The organism is Streptomyces sp. Pv4-95 (assembly GCF_045782725.1).
In the GTDB taxonomy this organism is placed as follows: Bacteria; Actinomycetota; Actinomycetes; order Streptomycetales; family Streptomycetaceae; genus Streptomyces.
The window spans coordinates 1,336,160-1,355,940 of sequence record NZ_CP127172.1; the positions used below are offsets into that span (position 1 = coordinate 1,336,160).

The 19,781-nt window shown below is 73.7% G+C and carries 17 protein-coding genes and 1 pseudogene; 4 read left to right on the top strand and 14 right to left on the bottom strand.

Annotation, left to right across the window (positions count from 1 at the left end):
- Positions 1–20: 20 nt before the first annotated feature.
- The 4 genes from QOM21_RS06155 to QOM21_RS06170 are packed head-to-tail and all read right to left on the bottom strand — an operon-like array spanning position 21 to position 5,109.
- Positions 21–647, bottom strand: a complete 627-nt coding sequence (locus QOM21_RS06155; protein WP_407548720.1) for a histidine phosphatase family protein — start codon at positions 645–647, stop codon at positions 21–23.
- A complete protein-coding gene (locus QOM21_RS06160; RefSeq protein ID WP_407548721.1) occupies positions 644–2,158 on the bottom strand; it encodes an FGGY-family carbohydrate kinase in 1,515 nt (504 codons plus the stop codon). Before QOM21_RS06160 ends, QOM21_RS06155 begins: the two co-directional genes overlap by 4 nt.
- Positions 2,151–3,773, bottom strand: a complete 1,623-nt coding sequence (locus QOM21_RS06165; protein ID WP_407548722.1) for an FGGY-family carbohydrate kinase — start codon at positions 3,771–3,773, stop codon at positions 2,151–2,153. The genes QOM21_RS06160 and QOM21_RS06165 overlap by 8 nt, the downstream gene beginning before the upstream one ends.
- Positions 3,774–3,786: 13 nt before the next feature.
- On the bottom strand, positions 3,787–5,109 hold the full coding sequence (locus QOM21_RS06170; RefSeq protein WP_407548723.1) for an MFS transporter: 1,323 nt from the start codon (positions 5,107–5,109) through the stop codon (positions 3,787–3,789).
- 254 nt (positions 5,110–5,363) lie between these two features.
- Here QOM21_RS06170 and QOM21_RS06175 point away from each other — a divergent pair, with 254 nt between their 5' ends.
- Positions 5,364–6,152: a DeoR/GlpR family DNA-binding transcription regulator gene (locus QOM21_RS06175; RefSeq protein ID WP_407548724.1), complete on the top strand. Its 789-nt coding sequence runs from the start codon at positions 5,364–5,366 to the stop codon at positions 6,150–6,152.
- A 41-nt stretch (positions 6,153–6,193) separates the two neighbouring features.
- On the opposite strand, the gene QOM21_RS06180 is transcribed toward QOM21_RS06175, so the two are convergent.
- From QOM21_RS06180 to QOM21_RS06190, 3 genes are all read right to left on the bottom strand, one after another.
- Complete coding sequence (locus QOM21_RS06180) at positions 6,194–6,700, bottom strand: hypothetical protein (RefSeq protein ID WP_407548725.1); 507 nt, start codon at positions 6,698–6,700, stop codon at positions 6,194–6,196.
- 159 nt (positions 6,701–6,859) lie between these two features.
- Positions 6,860–7,321 carry an acyl-CoA thioesterase gene (locus tag QOM21_RS06185; RefSeq protein ID WP_407548726.1) on the bottom strand — a complete coding sequence of 154 codons (462 nt, stop codon included), beginning with the start codon at positions 7,319–7,321 and terminating at the stop codon, positions 6,860–6,862.
- A gap of 165 nt (positions 7,322–7,486) precedes the next feature.
- The gene (locus QOM21_RS06190) at positions 7,487–8,713 is read right to left on the bottom strand and encodes a S1 family peptidase (protein WP_407548727.1); all 1,227 of its coding nucleotides are present in this window, start codon (positions 8,711–8,713) and stop codon (positions 7,487–7,489) included.
- 102 nt (positions 8,714–8,815) lie between these two features.
- On the opposite strand from QOM21_RS06190, the gene QOM21_RS06195 reads away from it, so the two are divergent.
- Complete coding sequence (locus QOM21_RS06195; protein ID WP_407548728.1) at positions 8,816–9,355, top strand: cell wall hydrolase; 540 nt, start codon at positions 8,816–8,818, stop codon at positions 9,353–9,355.
- 576 nt (positions 9,356–9,931) lie between these two features.
- Positions 9,932–11,119 (top strand): annotated as a pseudogene (locus tag QOM21_RS06200) (S41 family peptidase); the annotation flags it as partial.
- A gap of 182 nt (positions 11,120–11,301) precedes the next feature.
- Here the strand turns inward: QOM21_RS06200 and QOM21_RS06205 are convergent.
- Positions 11,302–12,663, bottom strand: a complete 1,362-nt coding sequence (locus QOM21_RS06205) for a hypothetical protein (RefSeq protein WP_407548729.1) — start codon at positions 12,661–12,663, stop codon at positions 11,302–11,304.
- A 261-nt stretch (positions 12,664–12,924) separates the two neighbouring features.
- Here QOM21_RS06205 and QOM21_RS06210 point away from each other — a divergent pair, with 261 nt between their 5' ends.
- Complete coding sequence (locus QOM21_RS06210) at positions 12,925–13,491, top strand: hypothetical protein (protein ID WP_407548730.1); 567 nt, start codon at positions 12,925–12,927, stop codon at positions 13,489–13,491.
- A gap of 46 nt (positions 13,492–13,537) precedes the next feature.
- Here QOM21_RS06210 and QOM21_RS06215 read toward each other — a convergent pair whose 3' ends face one another.
- From QOM21_RS06215 to QOM21_RS06240, 6 genes are all read right to left on the bottom strand, one after another.
- Positions 13,538–14,698: an acyl-CoA dehydrogenase family protein gene (locus tag QOM21_RS06215; protein WP_407548731.1), complete on the bottom strand. Its 1,161-nt coding sequence runs from the start codon at positions 14,696–14,698 to the stop codon at positions 13,538–13,540.
- Positions 14,695–15,876, bottom strand: a complete 1,182-nt coding sequence (locus tag QOM21_RS06220) for an acyl-CoA dehydrogenase family protein (protein ID WP_407548732.1) — start codon at positions 15,874–15,876, stop codon at positions 14,695–14,697. Before QOM21_RS06220 ends, QOM21_RS06215 begins: the two co-directional genes overlap by 4 nt.
- A complete protein-coding gene (locus QOM21_RS06225) occupies positions 15,873–16,871 on the bottom strand; it encodes an NADPH:quinone oxidoreductase family protein (RefSeq protein ID WP_407548733.1) in 999 nt (332 codons plus the stop codon). The genes QOM21_RS06220 and QOM21_RS06225 overlap by 4 nt, the downstream gene beginning before the upstream one ends.
- 277 nt (positions 16,872–17,148) lie before the next feature.
- Positions 17,149–18,246 (bottom strand): glycosyl hydrolase family 18 protein, encoded by a 1,098-nt coding sequence (locus QOM21_RS06230; RefSeq protein WP_407548734.1) that lies wholly within the window; start codon positions 18,244–18,246, stop codon positions 17,149–17,151.
- 291 nt (positions 18,247–18,537) lie between these two features.
- Positions 18,538–19,020, bottom strand: coding sequence for a hypothetical protein (locus tag QOM21_RS06235; RefSeq protein WP_407548735.1), 483 nt, complete (start codon positions 19,018–19,020; stop codon positions 18,538–18,540).
- Positions 19,021–19,062: 42 nt separating this feature from the next.
- Positions 19,063–19,725 (bottom strand): winged helix-turn-helix transcriptional regulator, encoded by a 663-nt coding sequence (locus QOM21_RS06240; protein ID WP_407548736.1) that lies wholly within the window; start codon positions 19,723–19,725, stop codon positions 19,063–19,065.
- Positions 19,726–19,781: the final 56 nt, after the last annotated feature.

Consider the following 19,781-nt stretch of genomic DNA (forward strand, 5'->3'; position numbering starts at 1 on the left):
GTGCCGGGTGGGCGGGAAGGTCAGCGGAGTGCCGGGCTCTGCGCCATGGCGGGAACGTTGAAGCGCAGCAGCGCGGTCCGCCCCTCCTCGACCCGGATCTCGGTGAGGGCGCCGTTGTGCAGTTGGGGGAAGACCCGGCGGTAGTCGGCGAGCGGGATGCCGAGCAGGTGGCAGAGCAACAGGCGCACCAGGGTGGAGTGGGCGACGAGCAGGACCCTGCCGTGGGGCTGCTCGCGTGCGATGTCGTGCAGGGCGGCGGCCGCGCGCTCGGCGGCCAGGCGCGGGTGTTCTCCGCCGGGCAGATGACTGTCGACCGGGTCGGCGAGGAAGGCCGCGAGCTGCTGCGGGAACCGCCGGCGCATCTCGTCCCTGGTCAAGCCCTCGCCCTCGCCGAAGTCGACCTCGCACAGCCGCTCGTCGATGCGTGCGGCGAGGCCGCAGCCGAGGGCCGCGGGCTCGGCGGTGAGCCGTGCCCGGGACAGCGGGGAGCTCCAGATCGCGGTGAGCCCGGCGGTGGTGGCCCATTCGGCGAGCGTCGCCGCCTGCTCGCGGCCGTGCGCGGTGAGGGGCACGTCGCTGCGCCCGGCGTAGCGGTTCTCCGCATGCCAGACGGTCTCACCGTGGCGTACGAGGATGAAGTCGGTCACTGCGTGGCCCTCCTGCGGGCGTGTGCGGCCACGGCGTGGTCGAGGTGGCCGCGGCGGGTGAGTTCGTCGATGAAGCGGAGATAGGCGGGCAGGTAGCGGGCGGTGCGGGCCGGCGAGGGCTGGATCTCCTCGCCGATGCGGACCATGGCGGCGGCCGCGTCCTGGAGGTTGGTGCCTGAGGAGGTGGCGGCGAGAACCGCCATACCGATGGCGCCCTCCGCTTGTGCGGGCAGGCGTACCGGCCGTCCGAGGACGTCGGCGCGCAGCCGGCACCAGTAGGCGTTGCGGGCGCCGCCGCCGGTGTAGGTGAGCGGCCCGTCCACCGGGGCGCCGAGGTGGTGGAGGTAGTCGAAGCAGAGGCGCTCCAGGCAGGCGACGCCCAGCAGGTGGGCGTGGAACTCGGCGGCGCGGTCGGGTACGTCGCCGAGCACGAACGGCTCGGCGTCGGGCGCGCGGAAGGGGAAGCGTTCGCCGCCCGAGGAGACCAGGGGGTAGGCCACCGCGTCCGCGTCCAGGGCGGCGGCCCGCTCGGTGAGCGCGTCGAGGTCCTCGCCGGGGAAGTGCCGGGAGAGGGCGCCCGCGCCGCTGCTGGAGGCGCCGCCCGGCAGCCAGTTCCCGTCCGGCCCGCGGTGACAGTAGACCACTCCCGCCGGGTCGCGGATCAGGTGCGGGCTGCTGCCCTTGAAGACGAGGGTGGTGCCGAGGACCACGTTCCAGGCGCCGGGGGCGAGTGCTCCGGCACCGATCTGGGCGGCGCAGCCGTCGGTCATGCCGGCGACGATGGCGGTGCCGGCCGGGATGCCGGTGGCCTCCGCGGCCGCGGCGCAGACGGAGCCGAGGACCGTGCCGGGGCGTACGACGTCCGGCAACAGCCCTTCGGGAATGTCGAGTTGCTTCATGACCTGGTGCGGCCAGCGTTCCTCGACGAGGTGGTAGCCGGTCTTCAGGGCGTGACTGGCGTCGCTCGGGACCTGGTGGCCGGCCAGCCGCCAGGTGATCAGGTCGACCTGGTGCAGCAGCCGCGGGCCCGCGCCGGCCGCCGGGTCGCGCTCGGGGGCGTGGTCCAGGAGCCGGCGGAGTTTGGGCAGTGCCCAGGACGGCTGCATGGTGCGGTAACCCAGCTCCCGCCAGACCGCTTCGCCGGCCTCGTTGACGGCTGCGGCCTGCTCGGCGGCGCGCCCGTCGTCGTACATCTGGCCCGGCGTCAACGGGGTGCCGGCCGCGTCCGCGAGGAGGATCGTCCCGGAGGTGCCGTCGACGGCCAGCCCTCGGACCCGGCGGGCGTCGATGCCGTCCAGGGCCTCGCGGCAGGCGGCTGCCAGGGCGGTCCACCACTGCTCGGGGTCCTGCTCGTGGCGCGTGCCCTCACGGTGGCTGGTCAGCGGCCGTGAGGCGGCGGCGAGGAGGCGGCCGGTGCCGTCGACGGCGACGCAGCGGGCGCTCTGGGTGCCGAGGTCGAGGCCGAGCCAGACGCCGTCGAGGGTGGGGCCGTCGGGGCGGGGGTCAGACACGGGGGCCTCCGGGGGCGGTGCCGGTGGGGCGGGGGTGCGTGGGGGCGTCGGCGGGTGCGGCGGCGGGCGTGCCGGGGTCGGCGCCCGACGCCGGCTCGCCGGCGGGCTCCGCTCCCCCGCCGCCCCTCCACACCGCGCCGCCGCGCCAGCCGGACTCCCGGACCAGCGCCCGCCGGTCGAGGAAGTCTTCGTAGAGCGCGGTGTAGAACGCGGCGCGTTCCGGATCGGGCTGCCAACTGCGCTGCATACGGACGTATTTGGCGGCCGCCCGGTGCATGCTGCTCTCGGCGCCGGAGCGGACGAGCCCGGTCAGGAAGGCGCCCTTGGCGCCCAGTTCGGTGTCGCCGGAGCGTGCGGTGGGCACTCCCGTGGCGTCGGCGATCAGCGCGCACCAGGCGTCGCTGTTGGCACCGCCCCCGCACAGCCGCAGCTCGCTGATGTCCGTACGGGCGGCGGCCAGCGAGTCACGCAGGACCAGGGAGAGCCCGTCGAAGACGGCGCGGGCCATGTCGTCACGCGAGTGTTCCAGGGACAGGCCCCAGAACGATCCGCGGGCGCCCGGGTCGAGGAACGGCGCGCGCTCGCCCGCCGGGGACAGATAGGGCAGGAACAGCAGCCCGCGGGCGCCCGGTTCCGACCGGAAGGCCGACTCCGCCAGCTCGGGTGGCCCGGACAGGCCGAGCATGCGTGCCGCCCAGCCGAGCACCTCGGCTCCGTTGAGGGTGGGGAAGGCGCGCAGTACCCGCTCGCGGCCGCGGTAGGCGATGTTGATGCCGGACGGCTCCCCGCCGGTGTCGACCTCGGTGCGGACGATCTCGGTGCACAGCGTGGTTCCGAGGATGCTGCATGCCTGGCCGGGGTTGACCACGCCGACACCGCGGGCGGTGGCGGCGATGTCGTACGGCGACATCACGACGGGCAGCCCGGCCGGCAGCCCCAGTTGGCCCGCCGCCTCGCCGGTGATCTCGGCGATCCGCTCCGACTCCCCCAGCACGGTGGGCAGCAGCCGTTCGTACGCGGACAGGCCGAACAGGTCGAGGATCTGCGGGTCGTAGTCGCCGGTCGCGTGGTCGAGGAACGGCGCGGACGCGTCGGACTCGTCGCTCGCGCGGACCCCGGTCAGACGCAGGAAGAGCCAGCCGGCGGCGGTCAGGGAGGTGCGGGAGCGGGCCAGGCGGTCCGGATCGTGGCCGGCGAGCCAGCTGAACAGCGCGTTGGGCATGCCGGCGCAGGTGAGGGAGCCGTTGCGGCGGAAGGCCGCTTCCAGGATGCCGTCGCGCTGCCAGGCGGCGACCAGCTCGCCGGCCCGTCCGTCGTTCCACAGGATGGCGGGACCGGTCGGGCGGCCGCGGTCGTCGACGAGCCAGGCGCCGTCGCCCTGTGCGGTGAAGGACACCAGCCAGACCGGGTCGGCGCGCTCGGCCAGTTCAGCCAGCACGCTGCGGACGGTGAAGACGACGGCGTTCCAGACCGCTTCCATGTCCTGCTCGGCCCAGCCGGGGTGCGGTCGCAGCACCTCGGTGGCCTGGCGGGAGACCGCGATCTCGGCGCCCCGGTCGTCGAAGACGACCGACTTGATCATCGAGGTCCCGACGTCAATGGTCAGTACGGACATCAGTGAGGTCCTTTCACGCCGGGGCCGAGGCGGGGGCGGGATCGCCGTCCGGCCGGGCGTCGCCGGACCGGACACCACTGCCGTCCGCGTCCGCCGGATCCGACTCGTCGGGCAGCTTCAGGACGAAGGAGAGCACGGTGCTCACGGCATACATCCCCGCGAAGATCCAGACGACCCCTTCGAGGCCGAGCGGGCCGGCGAAGGCCGCGACGACGGCGGGACCGACGAAGGTGCTCGCTCCCGCGCCCAGGTTGAGCGCGGCCAGCGCCTGCCCCTTGTGCCGCGGCTCCAGCGACGGAACCAGCGCCGAAAGCGGTACATATCCTGCCAGCGTAGCCCCGTAGAAAGCGGCCACCACGAGCGCCAGCGGAAAGTTGGCGCCGGCCGCGTTCGGTACGTAGAAGAGCAGCAGGGTGCTGAGGGTGCAGCCGGCGCCGCCGAACCAGCCGATGGTGCGGCGCCAGCCGAGCCGGTCGCCGACGACGCCGAACAGCAGGTTGGCGAAGATGTTGGTCGCGAACATCGCGCTCAGCAGGTGCAGCCACTCGGTGAGGGTGAAGCCGACGGTCCGGGTGAAGTGCAGCGGCATGATCACGAAGAAGCCGAACTGCGAGGCCGTGTTGATGACCCGCACCAGCGAGCCCACCCCGACCCGCGGGTTGCGCCACAGGATGGTGACGCTGCCAAGGAGGGTGGCGAGCGGCCCCGCGTCCGCACTCCGCGGCTGCTTACCGCCCCGGTCGTCGCGGACGAGCAGCAGGGCGATCAGGCCGCCGGCGGCGACCAGCGCCAGCGCGGCCCACAGGGTGGCGTAGGCACCGATGTGCGGGATGAGGCCACTGGCGACCAGCGAGCCGAGAGTGGGCAGACCGCCGGTGAAGGCGAACCAGAACCAGCCCATGGCCGTACCGAGGCGGGCCCGCGGCGCCACGCCGGCGACCCAGACCAGGAACCCGTAGGCGAACAACGGGTATCCCAGGCCGCGCAGACCGTACCCGAGCATCATCAGCGGATAGCTGCTCATGGGGATGGCCGCGGTGAGGAAGAGCAGCTGGAAGAGCGCCCAGATGCCCAGACCGGCCCACATGACGCGGCGCGGGCCCCACAGGTCGGACAGGACTCCGGAGAGCCAGGCGGCGACGGCGGCCGCGACTCCGTAGACGGTGAAGAGCAGCGCGACCCGGGAGTCCGAGACGCCCTCGTCGCTCAGGTAGGGCGAGAGATAGCCCGACTCGACACCGTCCCCGATCATGAAGAGGAGCAGCCCGAGGTATCCCCAGGCGAGGGTCGGTGGAATCCCGAGTCGTGTGATCAACGAACGCGGAGGGTTCTTCATCGAATCTCCCGTGTGTGCGGCGGCGGGCCGGTGGGATGGATGCTGCGAGGGAACAGCTCGGCCGAAAGCGGAGTCAATGGCCGGGATTTTCTTCCCATCGCGGCGGCGACCTGCCGTGTTGCGTCCGCCGGGAGCCGCACGCGGGCGCCGCGGCGACGGGCCGCGGTACGTTAAATCCGTGCGAACATAACGCGGCGAATTCACACGCCGTGCCGCGCACACTCGGGGCGCGGACGCCGGAGGGAGCGGTTTCCATGGACCGGGTCGAGGCCCAGGAGGAGCGGCGGCGACACATGCGTGAGGCCGTCATCGCCCGCGGCTTCGTACGCACCGCCGACCTCGCGGAGGAGTTCGCCGTCAGCCTGATGACCGCGCACCGTGATCTGGACGCCCTGCAGGCGCAGGGCTGGCTGCGCAAGGTCCGCGGCGGGGCGACGGGGCTGCCGTCGGCGCACTTCCACGGCAGCGTCGCGGAGCGGATGGCCACGATGGCGCAGACCAAGCAGTTGCTGGCGCGGGCCGCCGCGACACTGCTGGTCCCCGGGCAGACGGTGCTGCTCGACGACAGCACGACGTGTCTGCTGCTGGCGCACCAGGTCGCCGAGCACACCCCGCTGACCGTGATCACCAACTCGCTGCCGGCCATCACCACGCTGGCGAAGGAGCCGGGCATCTCCCTGATCACCCTGGGCGGTGCGTACTTCCCGGCGTACGACGCCTTCATGGGGCTGCACACCGCGGACGCCGTCCGGGCCTTTCGCGCCGACGTCCTGTTCCTGTCCACCACCGCCGTCACCAACGGCCGCTGCTATCACACGTCGCCCGAGACGGTGCAGGTCAAGCGGGCGATGATGGAGAGCGCGGCGCGGCGCGTGCTGGTCGCGGACCATACGAAGTTCACCAAGGACGGGCTGTACGCCCTCGCGCCGCTGACCGACTTCGATCTGCTGATCGTGGACGACGGGCTGCCGCCCGACCAGGTGCGGGCGGTGCGGGCGGGCGGCACCGAGGTGATGGTGGTGCCCGCCCGCGGCCAAGGGTGACGGGCGCGCGACCTGCGGCGCCCGCCCGGCCGGTCAGCGGCTCACAGCTGATGGAGCCATGACACGAGCAGCACCGCTCCGGCCGCGACGACGAGGAGGGACAGCGGCAGGTACCGGTTGCGGGGCGGGGAGCCCGCGGACGACGGCCGGTTCCGGGCGCCCAGCGCGACCAGTCCACGCAGCAGCCACACGGCAGCCACGACGATCGGCACCGCGAGCGCGGCATGTGCCGCCCAGGCGCCCACCGGTGTCGGCCCGCCCCAGGAATGCCGGTAGTCGTGTGCGTCCAGCAGCGGGTACAGCGCGCCGTTCACGGCCGCCTGGGCGCTGATCAGCACGATGAACCAGGCGACGAGTCCGAGGCCGGCGCCCAGAAGGGACGACAGCGCGTCGGTGCACCGCCCCTTGGACAGCTCACGGAGGAACCGGCCGGCGGACACCGGAAGCAGGATGACTGCCCGCCCGACTGCCGCCAGGCCGGGCCTGCCCACCGTCTTCGCGACGAACTCCCGGACGGGCGTGCTCGGTAACTGCTGCGTACTCTCCATGCCTTCACGATCACAGCGACCGGGCGGCGGATCGATGGTGTCAGCACGAGGGTCGGGGGTGGGGTTGTCCCCCGCGACGGGGTGCCGCGCCGTTCGCGCTCGGTGCGGTCCGGCCGAACCCGCGGTGTGCGCCGGGCGGTCCGCGGTGAGCGGTGCGCGTCAGTCGTCGGTGAGGCCCAGCAGCGTCGGGTCGGCGGCCAGTTCGCGGAAGGTCCGCCGCGGGTCCGTGAGCAGCTTGCGCGCGGTCAGGTCCAGCAGTCCGCAGACGGCGCTCACCTCGGCTGCGACCGTCCCGTCCGTCTTGCGCACGGTCTGCTCGATCCGGAAGGTCCTGCCCTCGCCCCACACGAACGCGCAGCTCACCTCCACCTCGTCACCGGCCCGCAGCTCCCTGCGGTAGCGGATGGTCGTCTCGACCGTGACCGGGCCGACCCGGCGGTCGACCAAGGTGCTCTGCCGGATGCCGCTCGCCTGGAGCAGCGACCAGCGGGCGTGCTCGGCGTACTGCAGATACACGCTCTGGTTGAGGTGGCCCTGGGTGTCCGTCTCGTAGCCGCGGACGGTGACGGGCACCGCGAAGGGCTGCGCCGCGTCCGCCGCGGTCCTGGGCACGTCTGCCACGATCTCTCCCGCTCCCCGTGGGCGTGCCGCAGGCGGGCACACCGGACCGAATGGATCTCCGGCCGCCCATCGTAGGCGCAGACGATCACCGGCGGGGCGGCCGCTGCGCCCCTCGCCCCCGGGCCGCTCGCCCGGCGAGGGCGCGGCCGCCAGGGACGGGCTCGCTCAGGTGCCGGTCCGCAGGGTCAGGTCCCACTCGGACAGGGCCTCCTCGACCGGCTGGAAGATGGTGAGGGTGTCGGAGCTCTCGCTGTCGCAGGTGGCGCTGCCGCCGCCGGAGTGCAGCCCGACGGCCTTGGGGGCGCCGGGCTGGGTGACGTACGAGCCGCCGGAATCGCCCGGCGCGGAGCAGGCGTTGGTGTACGAGAGCCCGTCGATGGTCACCGAGCCGTAGTCCACGGTCTGGTCGACCCGGGTGATCTCACCGCACCGCCAGCCGCTGGCCTGCCCGGAGCGGCAGACGGAAGTACCCTCCACGCCCTCCTGCGAGCCGGTGACGGCGACCGGTGTGCCACCCTGTCCGGCCACGTTCGGACTCAGGGTCCAGCCCGGCCGGTCCACGGTGACCAGGCCGAAGTCGCCGTCCGGCCCGTTGACGCTGTGCCGCCCGCCCTCGTTGGACGTGCCGAGGCGGGTGTCGTCCTTGCCGTACGCGGGCTGGTCGGGGTCGTCGGTGCAGTGACCTGCCGTCAGGAAGCCGCGGCCGCCGTCCGCGTCGGTCACCGAGAAGCCGATCGAGCAGACCCCTTCCTTGCCTGGCATCCACTTCTCCCCGCCGACGATCTTCCCGCCCTGCTGGCGCGGCGACTGGTCGCTGCGTTCGATCCGGACCGGGATCCCCGCGCGTGCGCCGAGGGAGCGGACCTCTTTCTCGAAGGCGTCGGTCTTCGCGGTACGGGCCCTGCGGTCGACGCGGACGACGACCCCGTTGGCGCGCCCGTCCACACCCCAGCCGGTGACGCCCGGCACGCCGTTGCCGGCCCTCCGGTCGATCTGCGCCGCCAGCGCGATCAGTTCGGCCCTGCTGTGCTTGACCCTCCGGGGCAGCGCGCCGGCGGTCCGTACCCGGTCCGCGTCGGCTGCCGCCGTGACGGCGACGACGAGCTTGCCGGACGCCTTGTCGAACCACATCCCGGCGGCCGGTGCGCTGAGGACCCGGCGTACCGCGTCGGCCGTGCGCTGCGCCTCGGCCTCCTGCGCGAGCCGCCGCCGTGCCTGCTCCGGTGTCAGCCCCAGGTCCCGCCGCATCGCGTCGAGCATGCCGCGGGACGACGGCTGGGGCGTCGGGTCGGGCTGCGGCGCGGCATGCGCCTGGGGGAACGGGCCGACGGCAGCCAAGAGGGCGGCCACCGCCACGCCCCAGAGAGGTGCCTTGCGAAAACGGCGTTGCATCGGGGGTCTCCTCGCGGGTCGAGAACACGTCGGATCCGGCGTGTTGAGCCTGCTCGACCTCGCCGTGTGCGGCATGAGGGAGATTCCTTGCATGATGACCCGGTGACCACCGACACCCCGGGCCAAGTCCCGGGCTCCCCGGGCCCGGACGTCCTCGGCCGGCTCCCGGAGGCGCTCCGCGGTGTCGCCTACTCGGCCGCCCGCCATCCGGTAGCCGGGGCACCCGAATGCCCCTCGCCCGCCGCGGCCGGTGCGGGAGCCGGTCCGGCGGGCCTGGCGGAGGGCGCGAACTGCCAGCTCTACGCGTACGCGGTACTCGGTCACTTCGGCCTGGCGGTCCCCCCGCTGCGGTCGTCCGAGCTGTGGGCGGAGGACCGCGCCACCCGGCGTGTGGAGCGGCCGCGGCCGCTGGACCTGGTGCTCTTCGACGGCGGCCCGGCCGACGGCCGCCCGGCGGGGTACGGCGCGCACGTCGGTGTCCACGTGGGCGATGACGCGGTCCTGCACCTGTGCCGGGAGGTCGGCCGTCCGGCCGTGTGGAGCTACGCCGACTTCGCGGCACGGCCGCGCTACAGCCGGTTGCTGGGCGCCAAACGGGTGGTCGGCAGGGCGGCGGAGGACGGGGCGACGCCGGACGGCTGAGGGGCACCCCCGTGGGGGGCCGCGAACCTGATCCGGCACCGCTCAGCAGCGGGAAACCGACCCCCGGCCGTGCGGAAAACCGCACCGCACGACGGGTGGATGCCCCATGGTCCCTGCCTGGTCCCGGCCGTCACGCTGATCACCGTCCGAAGCGAAAGGTGTGCTCACGTCCGGCTGATCGGCGCGTACGGCGGCTGCGGTCCGGCTCGCGTGCGGGGCGGCGGCGACACCGTGCGCACCCGAGGCACAGCGGCGGCGCGGGCTCACCCGGCCGGCCCCGCCGCGCCATGTGCACACCTTCCGCGGCCCGAGCCCACACCACGAGGTATCTCCATGCATCACCGCGGCACCCTGCCCCGGGACTCCCACCGCCCCCGCGGCGGACCGGCGTTACTGCTCACCGCCCTCACGGCCGCCACCGCCCTCACGGCCGCCACCGTCCTGGCCGCGGCCACCGGCTGCGCCGGTCCGGCCCGCGCCGAGCGCTCCGGGCCACCGGCCCCCTCCGCCTCGACGGACCCCGCGGCGGTCCGGTCCGCACGGCCCCCGGCCGACTCCCTGCAGGGCGTCTGGCGGATGGACGGCTACGGCACCCTCGTCACCCTCAAGGGCCGCGGCCTGCGGACCTACGAGACCACCGGCATCAGCTGCCTGCCCGGCTCCGTCACGGGCACCCGCACCGGCCCTCCCGGAGCACACGGCAGCCTCCGCTTCGCGGTCCCGGGCTCGGCCCCGATCACCGTGGCACCGGCCGGCGCCGGCCGCGCCCGGCTGGTCGTCGAGGACAACGTCGGCCGGCGCACCCTGCGCCGCATCGACGCCCTTCCCGACCGCTGCACCCGGCGCACGCCCCGCGATCCACGGACGGTCTTCGACGTCTTCTGGCGGACCTACGCCGAGAACTACCCGTTCTTCCGTGCCAAGAAGATCGACTGGGCGGCGGTCCGCGACCGGTTCCGGCCGCGGATCACGTCGCGGACCACCGATGACGAACTCTTCGCGGTGCTCCGCCGGATGATCGAGCCGCTGCACGACGCCCACACCCGCGTGGTCGTCGACGAGGACACCTGGTTCGCGGGCATGCGTCCCGGCACGGTCCTGCCCACCGACGAGTCCACGGCCCGCATCGACCGGGCCATCGCCGCGAACCTGGGCCCTGGAGCCACCCTGATGCGGTGGGCCGGCGGCCGGCTCGGCTACGCGGATCTGCCGGGCCGTATCGGCTACTTCCGCGTCACCTCCTTCGCGCAATACACGAAGAAGGGCGACTACGCGGGCGACGTCGCCGCACTCGACCGCGCCCTGGACGCCGTGTTCACCAAGGCCCGTACCCAGGGCCCGGCGTCCCTGCGCGGCCTGATCATCGACCTCCGGCTCAACGGCGGCGGCGCGGACCCCCTCGGGCTGCGCATCGCCTCCCGGCTCACCGACCGCCCCTACCTGGCCTACCGCAAGGTGGCGCGGAACGACCGCCGCGACCCGGCCCGGTTCACCACGCCCCAGCCGATCCGGATCAGCCCGCACCGGGGCCCCGTCCACACAGGACCGGTCGCCGTGCTCACCGGCCGCCTCACGATCAGCGCGGGCGAGACCTTCACCCAGGCCCTGATGGGCCGCTCCCCCGCCCCGCTGCGCATCGGCGAGAGCACACAGGGCGTGTTCTCGGACGTCCTGGGCCGCACCCTCCCCAACGGCTGGACCTTCGGCCTGCCCAACGAAAAGTTCCTGACCGCCGACGGCCGCACCTTCGACGGCCCCGGCATTCCGCCCGCCGTCCGCACCCCGGTCTTCACCGACGCGGAACTCTCCGCAGGGCACGACTCCGCCCTCACCCGCGCCAGGGAACTCCTCACCCGCGGGGCACCGGGGGAAGCCCGCCAGCCCCGGCCGCAGGCCGGTACGGGATCAGGCCGGCGGGCGGGCTGTTCCGGGGGCTGCGGCGGACGTCAGAAGCCGCCGCCGAAATCGCCACCGCCGCCGAAGCCCCCGCCGTCGCCGAAGCCGCCACCGTCACCGAAACCGCCGCCACCGCCGAAGTCACCGGAGTCGAAGTCGGAGCCGGAGGCGTCGCCGCCCTCCGCACCGGTGAAGCCATCGGCCGCGAAGGCGTGCGAGGACATCATCATGTTGCCGAGCAAGGTGCCCACCAGGAGACCGGGAAGCACACCGCCGCCGAAGTATCCGCCGGCCCAGGGGCCGTAGACGGGGCCCGCCTCCCAGTACGGCCGGTCGCCGCCGGCCGTCCTGACCGTGCGGGACATCGGCTCCCGGCCCTCGTCGAGCCGGGCCTGATCCGCCGCGCAGACCGGTACGGTGCGCTCCGCCCCGCCGGCCGGCGCCCACTGCACATCGCTGACGGACGGGCCGTGGCGCGGGTCGAAGAAGCACGGCAGTCTGCGCTCCGGACGCGGCTCGCCCGCACGCCGGGCGGCGAGAGCGGCCAGCGAGAACCTGCCGTCCTCCAGGGCCTCGGTCACCGCGCGCACGTCTCCGGGGTGCTCGGCCTTCGCCATCGCCGACTTGGCGCTCTCGTAGGAGTCCAGCGCGTTGCCGTAGTCGGCGCGCATCGCGTCGTCGGCGCCGGGCTCACCGGGGCTGAAGTCGAGCCGGTCCAGCTCCTCGCCGAAGGCCGTGATGTCCTCGTCGACGACGACCCGCAGCTCCTCCAGCGCGGCACGCTCCTCCTCGGCCTTCCTCCTGCGGTTGCGGCGGGCGATGGCGTACGCGCCGCCGCCCCCGACCACGACCAGCACGCCGAGGCCGATGGCCGCGCCGCTGCCGATGCCGGCGTCGTCCGTGCCGCCCCAGGCGCTGGGAGCATGGCCGTTCGCCTGGTCGACGGCACCGTCGACGAAGCTGTTGAGGCGCTGCTCGACCGTGGGGTAGTCGGAGCGGTTGACCGACCCGACGAGGTTCTGGACGGAATTCTGGGACATCACCCGGGCGTCGGCCCCGGCGTCGAAGCGGTCACCGAGCTCCACGGCGTAGACACCGCTGATGCCGACCTTCGTCCGCAGGTCCTGCAGCAGGGTGCCGGGCGGGTACTCCGCGGCCTGCGGCAGCACGGCGACGAAGATCGGCTTGCCGGAATCCTTGATCTTCTTCTCCAGCACGTCGGCTTCCCCGGCGGAGAGCTTGTCCGACGCACGGGGATCGACGTAGACGGGGCCCTGCTTCAGGCTCCCCGCGGCCTCGTCGAGGCCGCCGGCGGCCTGCGCGCCGGATGCCAGCGCGGCGACCACCGCCAGCATCGCGGCCACCAGCAGCAGCACCGGCCCGAACAGCACACGACGAGTTGCGGTTTTCATACTTACGACGCTACCGCGAACAGGCGTTTCCGGACATAAGTGGCGACGGGATCGGCTACGCCCCGCGGCGAAAGCCCGGTCCGGGCACCTCGGGCAACCGGTGGGATCGCGCGGCCCGGGGGGTGCGGACGGTGGCGCGCGGCCCGTGGTGCGGCACTCGGGTGATGGCCATCCAGGTGATCACTTCGCGTGCCGTTTTTGATGATCGAGCGGCCGGGGATGTTCCGCCACGTCCCCTCCCCCCGAGGAATCGAGGACACGATGCGCAGGGCCATCTCGATGGCCACCTCCGTGGCCATCGCCGTTTCCGCCGGTGCGATCGGCTATTTGTTGGTGCTCGTACGGACCCCGCCGGACGGCAGCGCCACGCCGGGCGGGCCGTCGGCCGTCACCTCGTTCGCCCCCCTGCCCGGACAGCCGGGCGCGCCCGGCCCGACGAAGGGATCCGCGGCCCGCGCCGTCACCACGGGCCTGGGTGCGGTGCCTCAGCACACCGCCGTTCCCTCACCGGTTCCCGCCGCCGACCCCCAGGCCGGGCGGATCGAGGTGCTGGCACCACCGCGCGGACTCACCTTCCGGGTCAACGGCAGCTTCAGCGTCAGCTGGAAGAACACCACGGGCGAGAACGTCAACGTGTGGCTGCACACGCCGAGCAAGACGCGCCCGCAGCGGCTGGTGATGGTGGCCCCCCGAGCGGGCAGCAAACCTCTCGACGAGGCCATCGTGACGCTGCCCCGGGTGCCGGCCGGGCCCACCTACCGGCTGGAGGTGACGGCCGCCTACGGTCCGGCGAGCGGCTTCAGCAACACCTTCGCCATCACCGGCTGACCGGCCGCGTCCGGCCGCCCCCCTCGTGCGGCCGGACGCGGCCGTCCTACGGGGCGCTCAGCCCGGCCAGTTCCGCCAGGGCATCGCGGTGCCGCCCCGGGGTCCCGAGAGCGACCTCGTCGCTCTTCGCCCGCTTGAGGAACAGATGCGCCGGGTGTTCCCACGTCATGCCGATGCCGCCGTGCAGCTGCACGCACTCCTCGGCCGCCCGTACCGCCACCGGGGCGCAGTACGCCTGGGCAACGGCCACCGCCACCGCGGCGTCCGGACTGTCACCGGCCAGCGCGTCCGCGGCGTTGCGGGCGGCGGCGCGGGCCGAGGCGACCTCCAGCCAGAGGGCGGCCATCCGGTGCTTGAGCGCCTGGAACGAGCCCACCGGGCGGCCGAACTGGGTGCGCTCCGCCGTGTACCGCACGGTTTCGTCCAGGCACCGTTCGGCGACGCCGAGCTGCTCCGACGCGAGCAGCCCCGCGCCGGTCAGCACGGCACGCTCGACGGCGGCGCGGGCGCGGTCGCCGGTGGCCAGGAGGCGCCCGCGGGCGCCCTCGAAGGTGAGGTGGCCCAGGCGGCGGGTGAGGTCGAGGGAGGTCACCGGCTCGGTGCGTACGCCGTCCGCCGCCGCCTCGACCGCGTGCAGGGCGGGCCCGTCGGGGCCCTGTGCCAGGACGACCAGGACATCGGCCGCCGAGGCGTCCGCGACCGAGGTGACGCGTCCGGTCAGCGCACCGTCCGCGTCGGCCCGCACGGTCGCCTCGGGCACCGCGCCGGGGGCGGTGGGCAGGGGGAGCGCGAGGACGCCCACCTTGCGGCCCTCGGCGAGCGCGCCGAGCAGCGTCGCCACGTCCTCCTGGGCGGTGTCGCAGCCCAGCAGCGCGGTCACCGCGAGGACGCCGCTGGTCAGGTAGGGCACGGGGGTGACGAAGCGCCCCAGCTCCTCCAGGACGACGGCGGCCTCGCGGGCGCTCGCGCCCTGCCCGCCCAGCTTCTCCGGCACCAGCAGGCCCGCGGCACCGATGTCCGTGGCGAGCGCGCGCCACAGGGCGGAGTCGTACGGAGCGTCCGTTTCCAGGCCGGCGATGACGGTGGGGGCGTCGCCGCGGGCGGTGAGAAGGGCCCGTACGGCGGCGCGCAGTGCGTCCTCGTCCTCGGAGTAGAGGAGGTCGGGGTCGGGCGTCGGAGCGGTCGGCCCGGGGGTCGAGGCGGTCATCGGGGGAGGTCCTTCCACGCGACGTCCTTGTCGGTGCGTGGCTCGGGCGGCAGCCCCAGCACGCGTTCGGCGACGATGTTGAGCAGCACTTCCGAGGTGCCTCCCTCGATGGAGTTCCCCTTGGCGCGCAGGTAGCGGTAGCCGGCCTGCCGGCCGGTGAAGTCGACGCCCTCGGGGCGGCGCAGCGTCCAGTCGTCGTAGGTCAGGCCGTCCTCGGCGAGGAACTCCACCTCCCAGCCGCTGATCTCCTGGGCGAGCCGGGCGAAGGCGAGCTTCATGCCCGATCCCTCCGGACCCGGCTGGCCCTTGGTGAGCTGCTGGCGCAGCCGTTCGCCGGTGAGCCGGGCGACCTCGGATTCCACCCACAGCTTCAGCAGCCGCTGGTGGAGGTCGTGGGTGCGCAGTTCGGGACGCGTGCGCCAGTCGTCGGCGGCGACGCCGATCATGCCGCCCTCGCGGGGCATGCGGGCGCCGCCGATGGCGACCCGCTCGTTCATCAGCGTGGTCTGGGCGACCCGCCAGCCCTCGCCCACCTCGCCCAGACGGTGGGCGTCGGGGATGGTGACGGCGGTCAGGAAGACCTCGTTGAACTCGGCCTCGCCGGTGATCTGACGCAGCGGCCTGACCTCGACGCCAGGGTCGGTCATGTCGCACACGAAGTAGCTGATGCCGCGGTGCTTGGGCAGGTCCGGGTCGGTGCGGGCGATCAGGATCGCCCAGCGGGCGAGGTGCGCGCTGGAGGTCCAGACCTTCTGTCCATCGACGACCCAGCGGTCGCCGTCGCGCACCGCGCGGGTGCCGAGCGCGGCGAGGTCGGAGCCGGCGCCCGGCTCGCTGAACAGCTGGCACCACACCTCCTCGCCGGTCCACAGCGGGCGCAGGAAGCGCTGCTTCTGCTCGTCGGTGCCGAAGCGCAGGATGGTCGGCGCGGCCATGCCCAGGCCGATACCGATGCGTCCGGGGTCGTTGCCCGGGGCGCCTGCGGCGTCCAGCTCGGCGTCCACGACGGCCTGCAGGGCGCGCGGCGCGTCCAGGCCGCCGAGCCCTTCGGGGAAGTGGACCCAGGCGAGCCCCGCGTCGAAGCGGGCACGCAGGAAGGCCAGGCGTTCGGTGGTGGCGGGCGGGTGCGCGGCGAGCAGCTCCGCGGTGCGCCGGCGCAGGTCCTCGGTGTCGGTCATCGTGCCTCCCCGGCGCCGGGAAGGACGACCAGCCGGCCGGTGGACGTGCCGTCCGCGACGCGCTGTACGGCCTCGGCGGCGCCCTCCAGCGGGACGCGCCCGCCGATCAGCGGCTTGATGACGCCCTGCGCGGCGAGCTTGGTGAGCTCCTCGTGGCAGGCGTCTATCGCGGCCGGGTCCTTGGTGTTGTACAGGCCCCAGTGCAGCCCCAGGATCGCGTAGTTCTTCACCAGGGCGTGGTTGAGGGCGGGCGTGGGGATCGCGCCACCGGCGAAGCCGACGACGACAATGCGGCCCTCGAAGGCGATGCACTTGACGGACTTGGCGTAGGCGTCGCCGCCGACCGGGTCGTAGACCACGTCGGCGCCGCGTCCCCCGGTCGCCTCCTTGACGGCGGCGATGATGTCGTCGGTGCGCCGGTCGAGGACGACGTCGCAGCCCAGTTCGCGGGCGATGCGGTCCTTCTCCTCGGCGCCGACCACGCCGATGACCTGCGCGCCCGCGGCCTTGCCGAGCTGGACGGCGGCGCTGCCGACGCCGCCCGCCGCGGCGTGGACCAGCAGCGTCTCGCCGGCCTGGAGCCGGGCCCGGCGGTGCAGCCCGAACCAGCCCGTCTGGTAGCCGATGTGCAGGGCGGCGGCCTCCGCGTCGTCGAGGGCCTCGGGCGCCGGGCGCACGGTGGCCGCGTCGACGACGGCGAACTCGGCGAATCCCCCGTCGGGCAGCGGCGGCTGGGCCAGGACACGCTGTCCGACCTCTCCTGCCGCACCCTCACCCACGGCCAGGACCTCGCCGCAGATCTCCACGCCCGGGGTGAACGGCAGCGGAGGCCGCACCTGGTACTGGCCGCGGCACAGCAGCGCGTCCGGGAAGTTGATGTTGGCGGCCCGTACCCGCAGCAGCAGCTGCCCCGGGCCCGCCTGCGGATCCGGCACCTCTTCCAGCCGCATCACCTCACGCGGCTCGCCGTTCGCGTGTACGCGCCATGCCTTCACCTGGTGCCTCCACAGACCTCGGATACGCGGGTGGCGTGGGGGCTCGCCGGCCCTCTCGCCACCGGCATACTAAGCGGTCGGTATCCCAGAGGGAACAGTCTCCGGCAGTCCGTGACCCCGGCCACCGCCGGTCGGCACCCGGACCCGGCCCCCGCCGACCGGGCACCGGGCCTCCCCCACGCTAAGGGCGGACGCGGGGCGGCACGCCGAAGAGCGACAACTCGCCGCATGGAACGGCGAGTTGTCGCTTCGCAATGATTGCTTCCGGGGCGCTCGGCTACTCTCCCCGGAGCGCGGCCCAGGTGTCCGGGTCCTCGAACCCGAGCGCCCACAGACCGGTACCTTGCACGCCGTACTTCTCCAGCAGCGGCATGTGCGCGCGGACGCCGCGGGCGTCCTGGTACCAGACCTCGTGCGTGCGGCCCCCCTTCTGGTAGGTGAAGTACGGGGTGCCCGACGCGTCGTCGAAGTGGTAGCCGACGCCTTCCTGCCTGCGCAGCGCGTCTGCTTCCTTCCAGGTCAGATGGTGCGCGCGCGCCTTGACGCCGGTGGTCCAGTCCCAGCCGTAGCCGGGGAAGGACACCTCGATCCGGTTCCTGGGGATGGTGTCGGTGGCGTAGCGAAGGAAGTCCTCGTACCAGTCCGTCGCGGACAACGGCCCGGCCTCGCCGCCCGCCCAGTGCAGGTCGTAGCCCATGATGCGGATGCGGTCGGCGACCTTGCCGAGCTCCTCGTAGTCGAACGCCTTGCCGTTGCCGCGGGCGCGGGCCATGACGGTGATCACGCACTGCTTACCGCGCGCGTGCAGCCGCGCGCACAGGTCCTTCGCCAGCGCGTTGTAGCCGGTCCTGACCCGATCGCGGGCCGCGCTGTCACCGGTGACGGCCATCCGTTCGTAGTCCAGGTCGAGACCGTCGTACGCGCGGCTCTGCACGAGTTCCATCAAGGCGTCGACATGCGCGGTGCGACGCTCGGGGTCGTGCATCAGATCGGCCATCTCATCGGCCGCGAGGGTCTCGGTGACCGTGGGCACCACCTTGATGCCGGCTTCGTGCAGTCCGTCGATCATGCGGATCGACCCGGCGCCGGGATGGCTCTTGACGGTGGCGGCGGACGCCTCGTACCAGAAGGGGCTGACGGTGTGCAGCTGGTCGGCATGCTGCAGCGCGTCCTGGAACGCCTCCTCGGTGTCGCCCCAATAGGGGAGCCAGGCCGAGCCGGTGCGCCGGGTGCCGTCCGGGTCGGCGGCGCCGTGGGCGGGTGACGGCACCGGGGACGTGGCCCCGACGGCCGCCGGGGTCGCGGCGGCCAGCGTCACCGCGGCCAGCAGAAGAGTGAGTCCGGTTCTTATTCGGGAAACTGATGCGTGGTCCATTTCCCGAGCTTCACCCGCCGTTGCCGTACCCGCCCCGTCTGATCGGCCGAACGGAGGGACGGCGCCCGGCGTGCTGCCGGACGGGTGACGGGGCCTGACGACGCGTAGGGCGGCGCCGCGGATCCCGCAGCGCCCGGGGCGCCGACCCGGACGGACCGGCTGCGGGGACGCGTGTGGTGCCTGCGGTGCATGGAGTACCTGCGGTGCCTGTGCCACGAACGGCGGTACGCATCACCCGCGGCCGGTCGGGGCTGCCCCGTAGGCGCGTTCGCCCCGTGCTCAGCCGGCTGGCTACGTACGCCCCGTGCGCTCCTGGGCGTCCCGTACGGCCTCCGAGGGCACGGCCCACCGGGCGCGTATCACGGGGAAGCCGGCCTGCTCGCAGGCGTCGCAGACCAGTTCGTCGTCGTCGACGAGCCACCGGACCTCGCGATCGTGGGCGATCTGGCGCAGGGTCTCCAGCTTGGTCTGCCGGGCCGGGCGACGGTCGTTGCCCGGGCGCATCCACAGCCGGCCCTCCGGGAGGCCGTGCCGGGCCAGCCAGTCGAGGGTGTCCCGCCGGCACTGCTCGGGGCGGCCGGTGAGGTAGACGACCTCGCAGTCCTCGGCGCTCCGAAGCGCCAGGTCCACGCCCTCGGGCAGCGGCGGGTCCTCGGGAGCCGCCGCGAAGAAGCCCTTCCAGTCGCGCGGGGTGCGCTCCAGCAGATGCTGGCGGTGGCGGGCGTCGGAGAGGGTGCCGTCGAGGTCGAAGACCGCCAGGGGCCGCGTCGTCATACCGTTGTCGTCCTCAGTGTCGTGGCGGGGCGGCCGCGCGGTTCAGGCCGTGACCTGCCCGTCGAGCGGCTCGTCCACCGGCCCCGCGGGCAGGGTGAGGGCGATCCGGCCGGACGCGATGCCGTCGGCGAGCGAGAGCCGATCGTACGCGACGTCCGCGCAGGTGGCGGTGTCCATCCGCAGACGGGCGTCGGGGCGCTCGGCCGGCCCGTCGGCATAGGCGGGACCGTCCGCGCCGAGGACGACGTGGAACTCGCCTTCGTCCAGGGCGATGCCGACGACCCTGACGGCGTCGGCGCCATCGGCGTCCGCGCCGAAGTGGTGGGCGAGCCGGGCGAGGAGCGGCACGGCGAACCAGTGGGCCCGCACCGCGTCCGTGGGGCGCCGCTCGCCGAGCGCGGGAGCGCCCCAGTCGGCGAGCGCCGCGAGGGCCGGGAGCAGGGCATGCCCGCGGGGGGTGAGTTCGTAGACGAAGGCGGCCCCGGGCGGGGCGAGGCGGCGGCGGCGGACGAGGCCGTCGCGTTCCATGTCCTTCAGCCGGGAGGCGAGCATGTCGGTGCTGACACCCGGCAGGTCGGCGTGCAGGTCGGTGTAGCGCCGGGATCCGCCCAGCAGCTCCCGGACGATCAGGAGGGTCCAGCGGTCGCCCACGGCGTCCAGGGCCCGGGCGACGGCGCAGTACTGGTCATAACTTCGGCGCGGCATACCCCCAGCATAGACAAGTGGTTGGACTTTCCAAGTCGCTACTTGGTAAAACCAAG

What these genes read in the sequence shown, in the direction of transcription:
- QOM21_RS06165 (WP_407548722.1), bottom strand. Translation starts at nt 3,773, where the DNA reads ATGTCCGTACTGACCATTGACGTCGGGACCTCGATGATCAAGTCGGTC.
- QOM21_RS06170 (WP_407548723.1), bottom strand. Translation starts at nt 5,109, where the DNA reads ATGAAGAACCCTCCGCGTTCGTTGATCACACGACTCGGGATTCCACCG.
- QOM21_RS06175 (WP_407548724.1), top strand. Translation starts at nt 5,364, where the DNA reads ATGGACCGGGTCGAGGCCCAGGAGGAGCGGCGGCGACACATGCGTGAG.
- QOM21_RS06180 (WP_407548725.1), bottom strand. Translation starts at nt 6,700, where the DNA reads ATGGAGAGTACGCAGCAGTTACCGAGCACGCCCGTCCGGGAGTTCGTC.
- QOM21_RS06190 (WP_407548727.1), bottom strand. Translation starts at nt 8,713, where the DNA reads ATGCAACGCCGTTTTCGCAAGGCACCTCTCTGGGGCGTGGCGGTGGCC.
- QOM21_RS06205 (WP_407548729.1), bottom strand. Translation starts at nt 12,663, where the DNA reads ATGAAAACCGCAACTCGTCGTGTGCTGTTCGGGCCGGTGCTGCTGCTG.
- QOM21_RS06210 (WP_407548730.1), top strand. Translation starts at nt 12,925, where the DNA reads ATGCGCAGGGCCATCTCGATGGCCACCTCCGTGGCCATCGCCGTTTCC.
- QOM21_RS06215 (WP_407548731.1), bottom strand. Translation starts at nt 14,698, where the DNA reads ATGACCGCCTCGACCCCCGGGCCGACCGCTCCGACGCCCGACCCCGAC.
- QOM21_RS06220 (WP_407548732.1), bottom strand. Translation starts at nt 15,876, where the DNA reads ATGACCGACACCGAGGACCTGCGCCGGCGCACCGCGGAGCTGCTCGCC.
- QOM21_RS06230 (WP_407548734.1), bottom strand. Translation starts at nt 18,246, where the DNA reads ATGGACCACGCATCAGTTTCCCGAATAAGAACCGGACTCACTCTTCTG.
- QOM21_RS06235 (WP_407548735.1), bottom strand. Translation starts at nt 19,020, where the DNA reads ATGACGACGCGGCCCCTGGCGGTCTTCGACCTCGACGGCACCCTCTCC.
- QOM21_RS06240 (WP_407548736.1), bottom strand. Translation starts at nt 19,725, where the DNA reads ATGCCGCGCCGAAGTTATGACCAGTACTGCGCCGTCGCCCGGGCCCTG.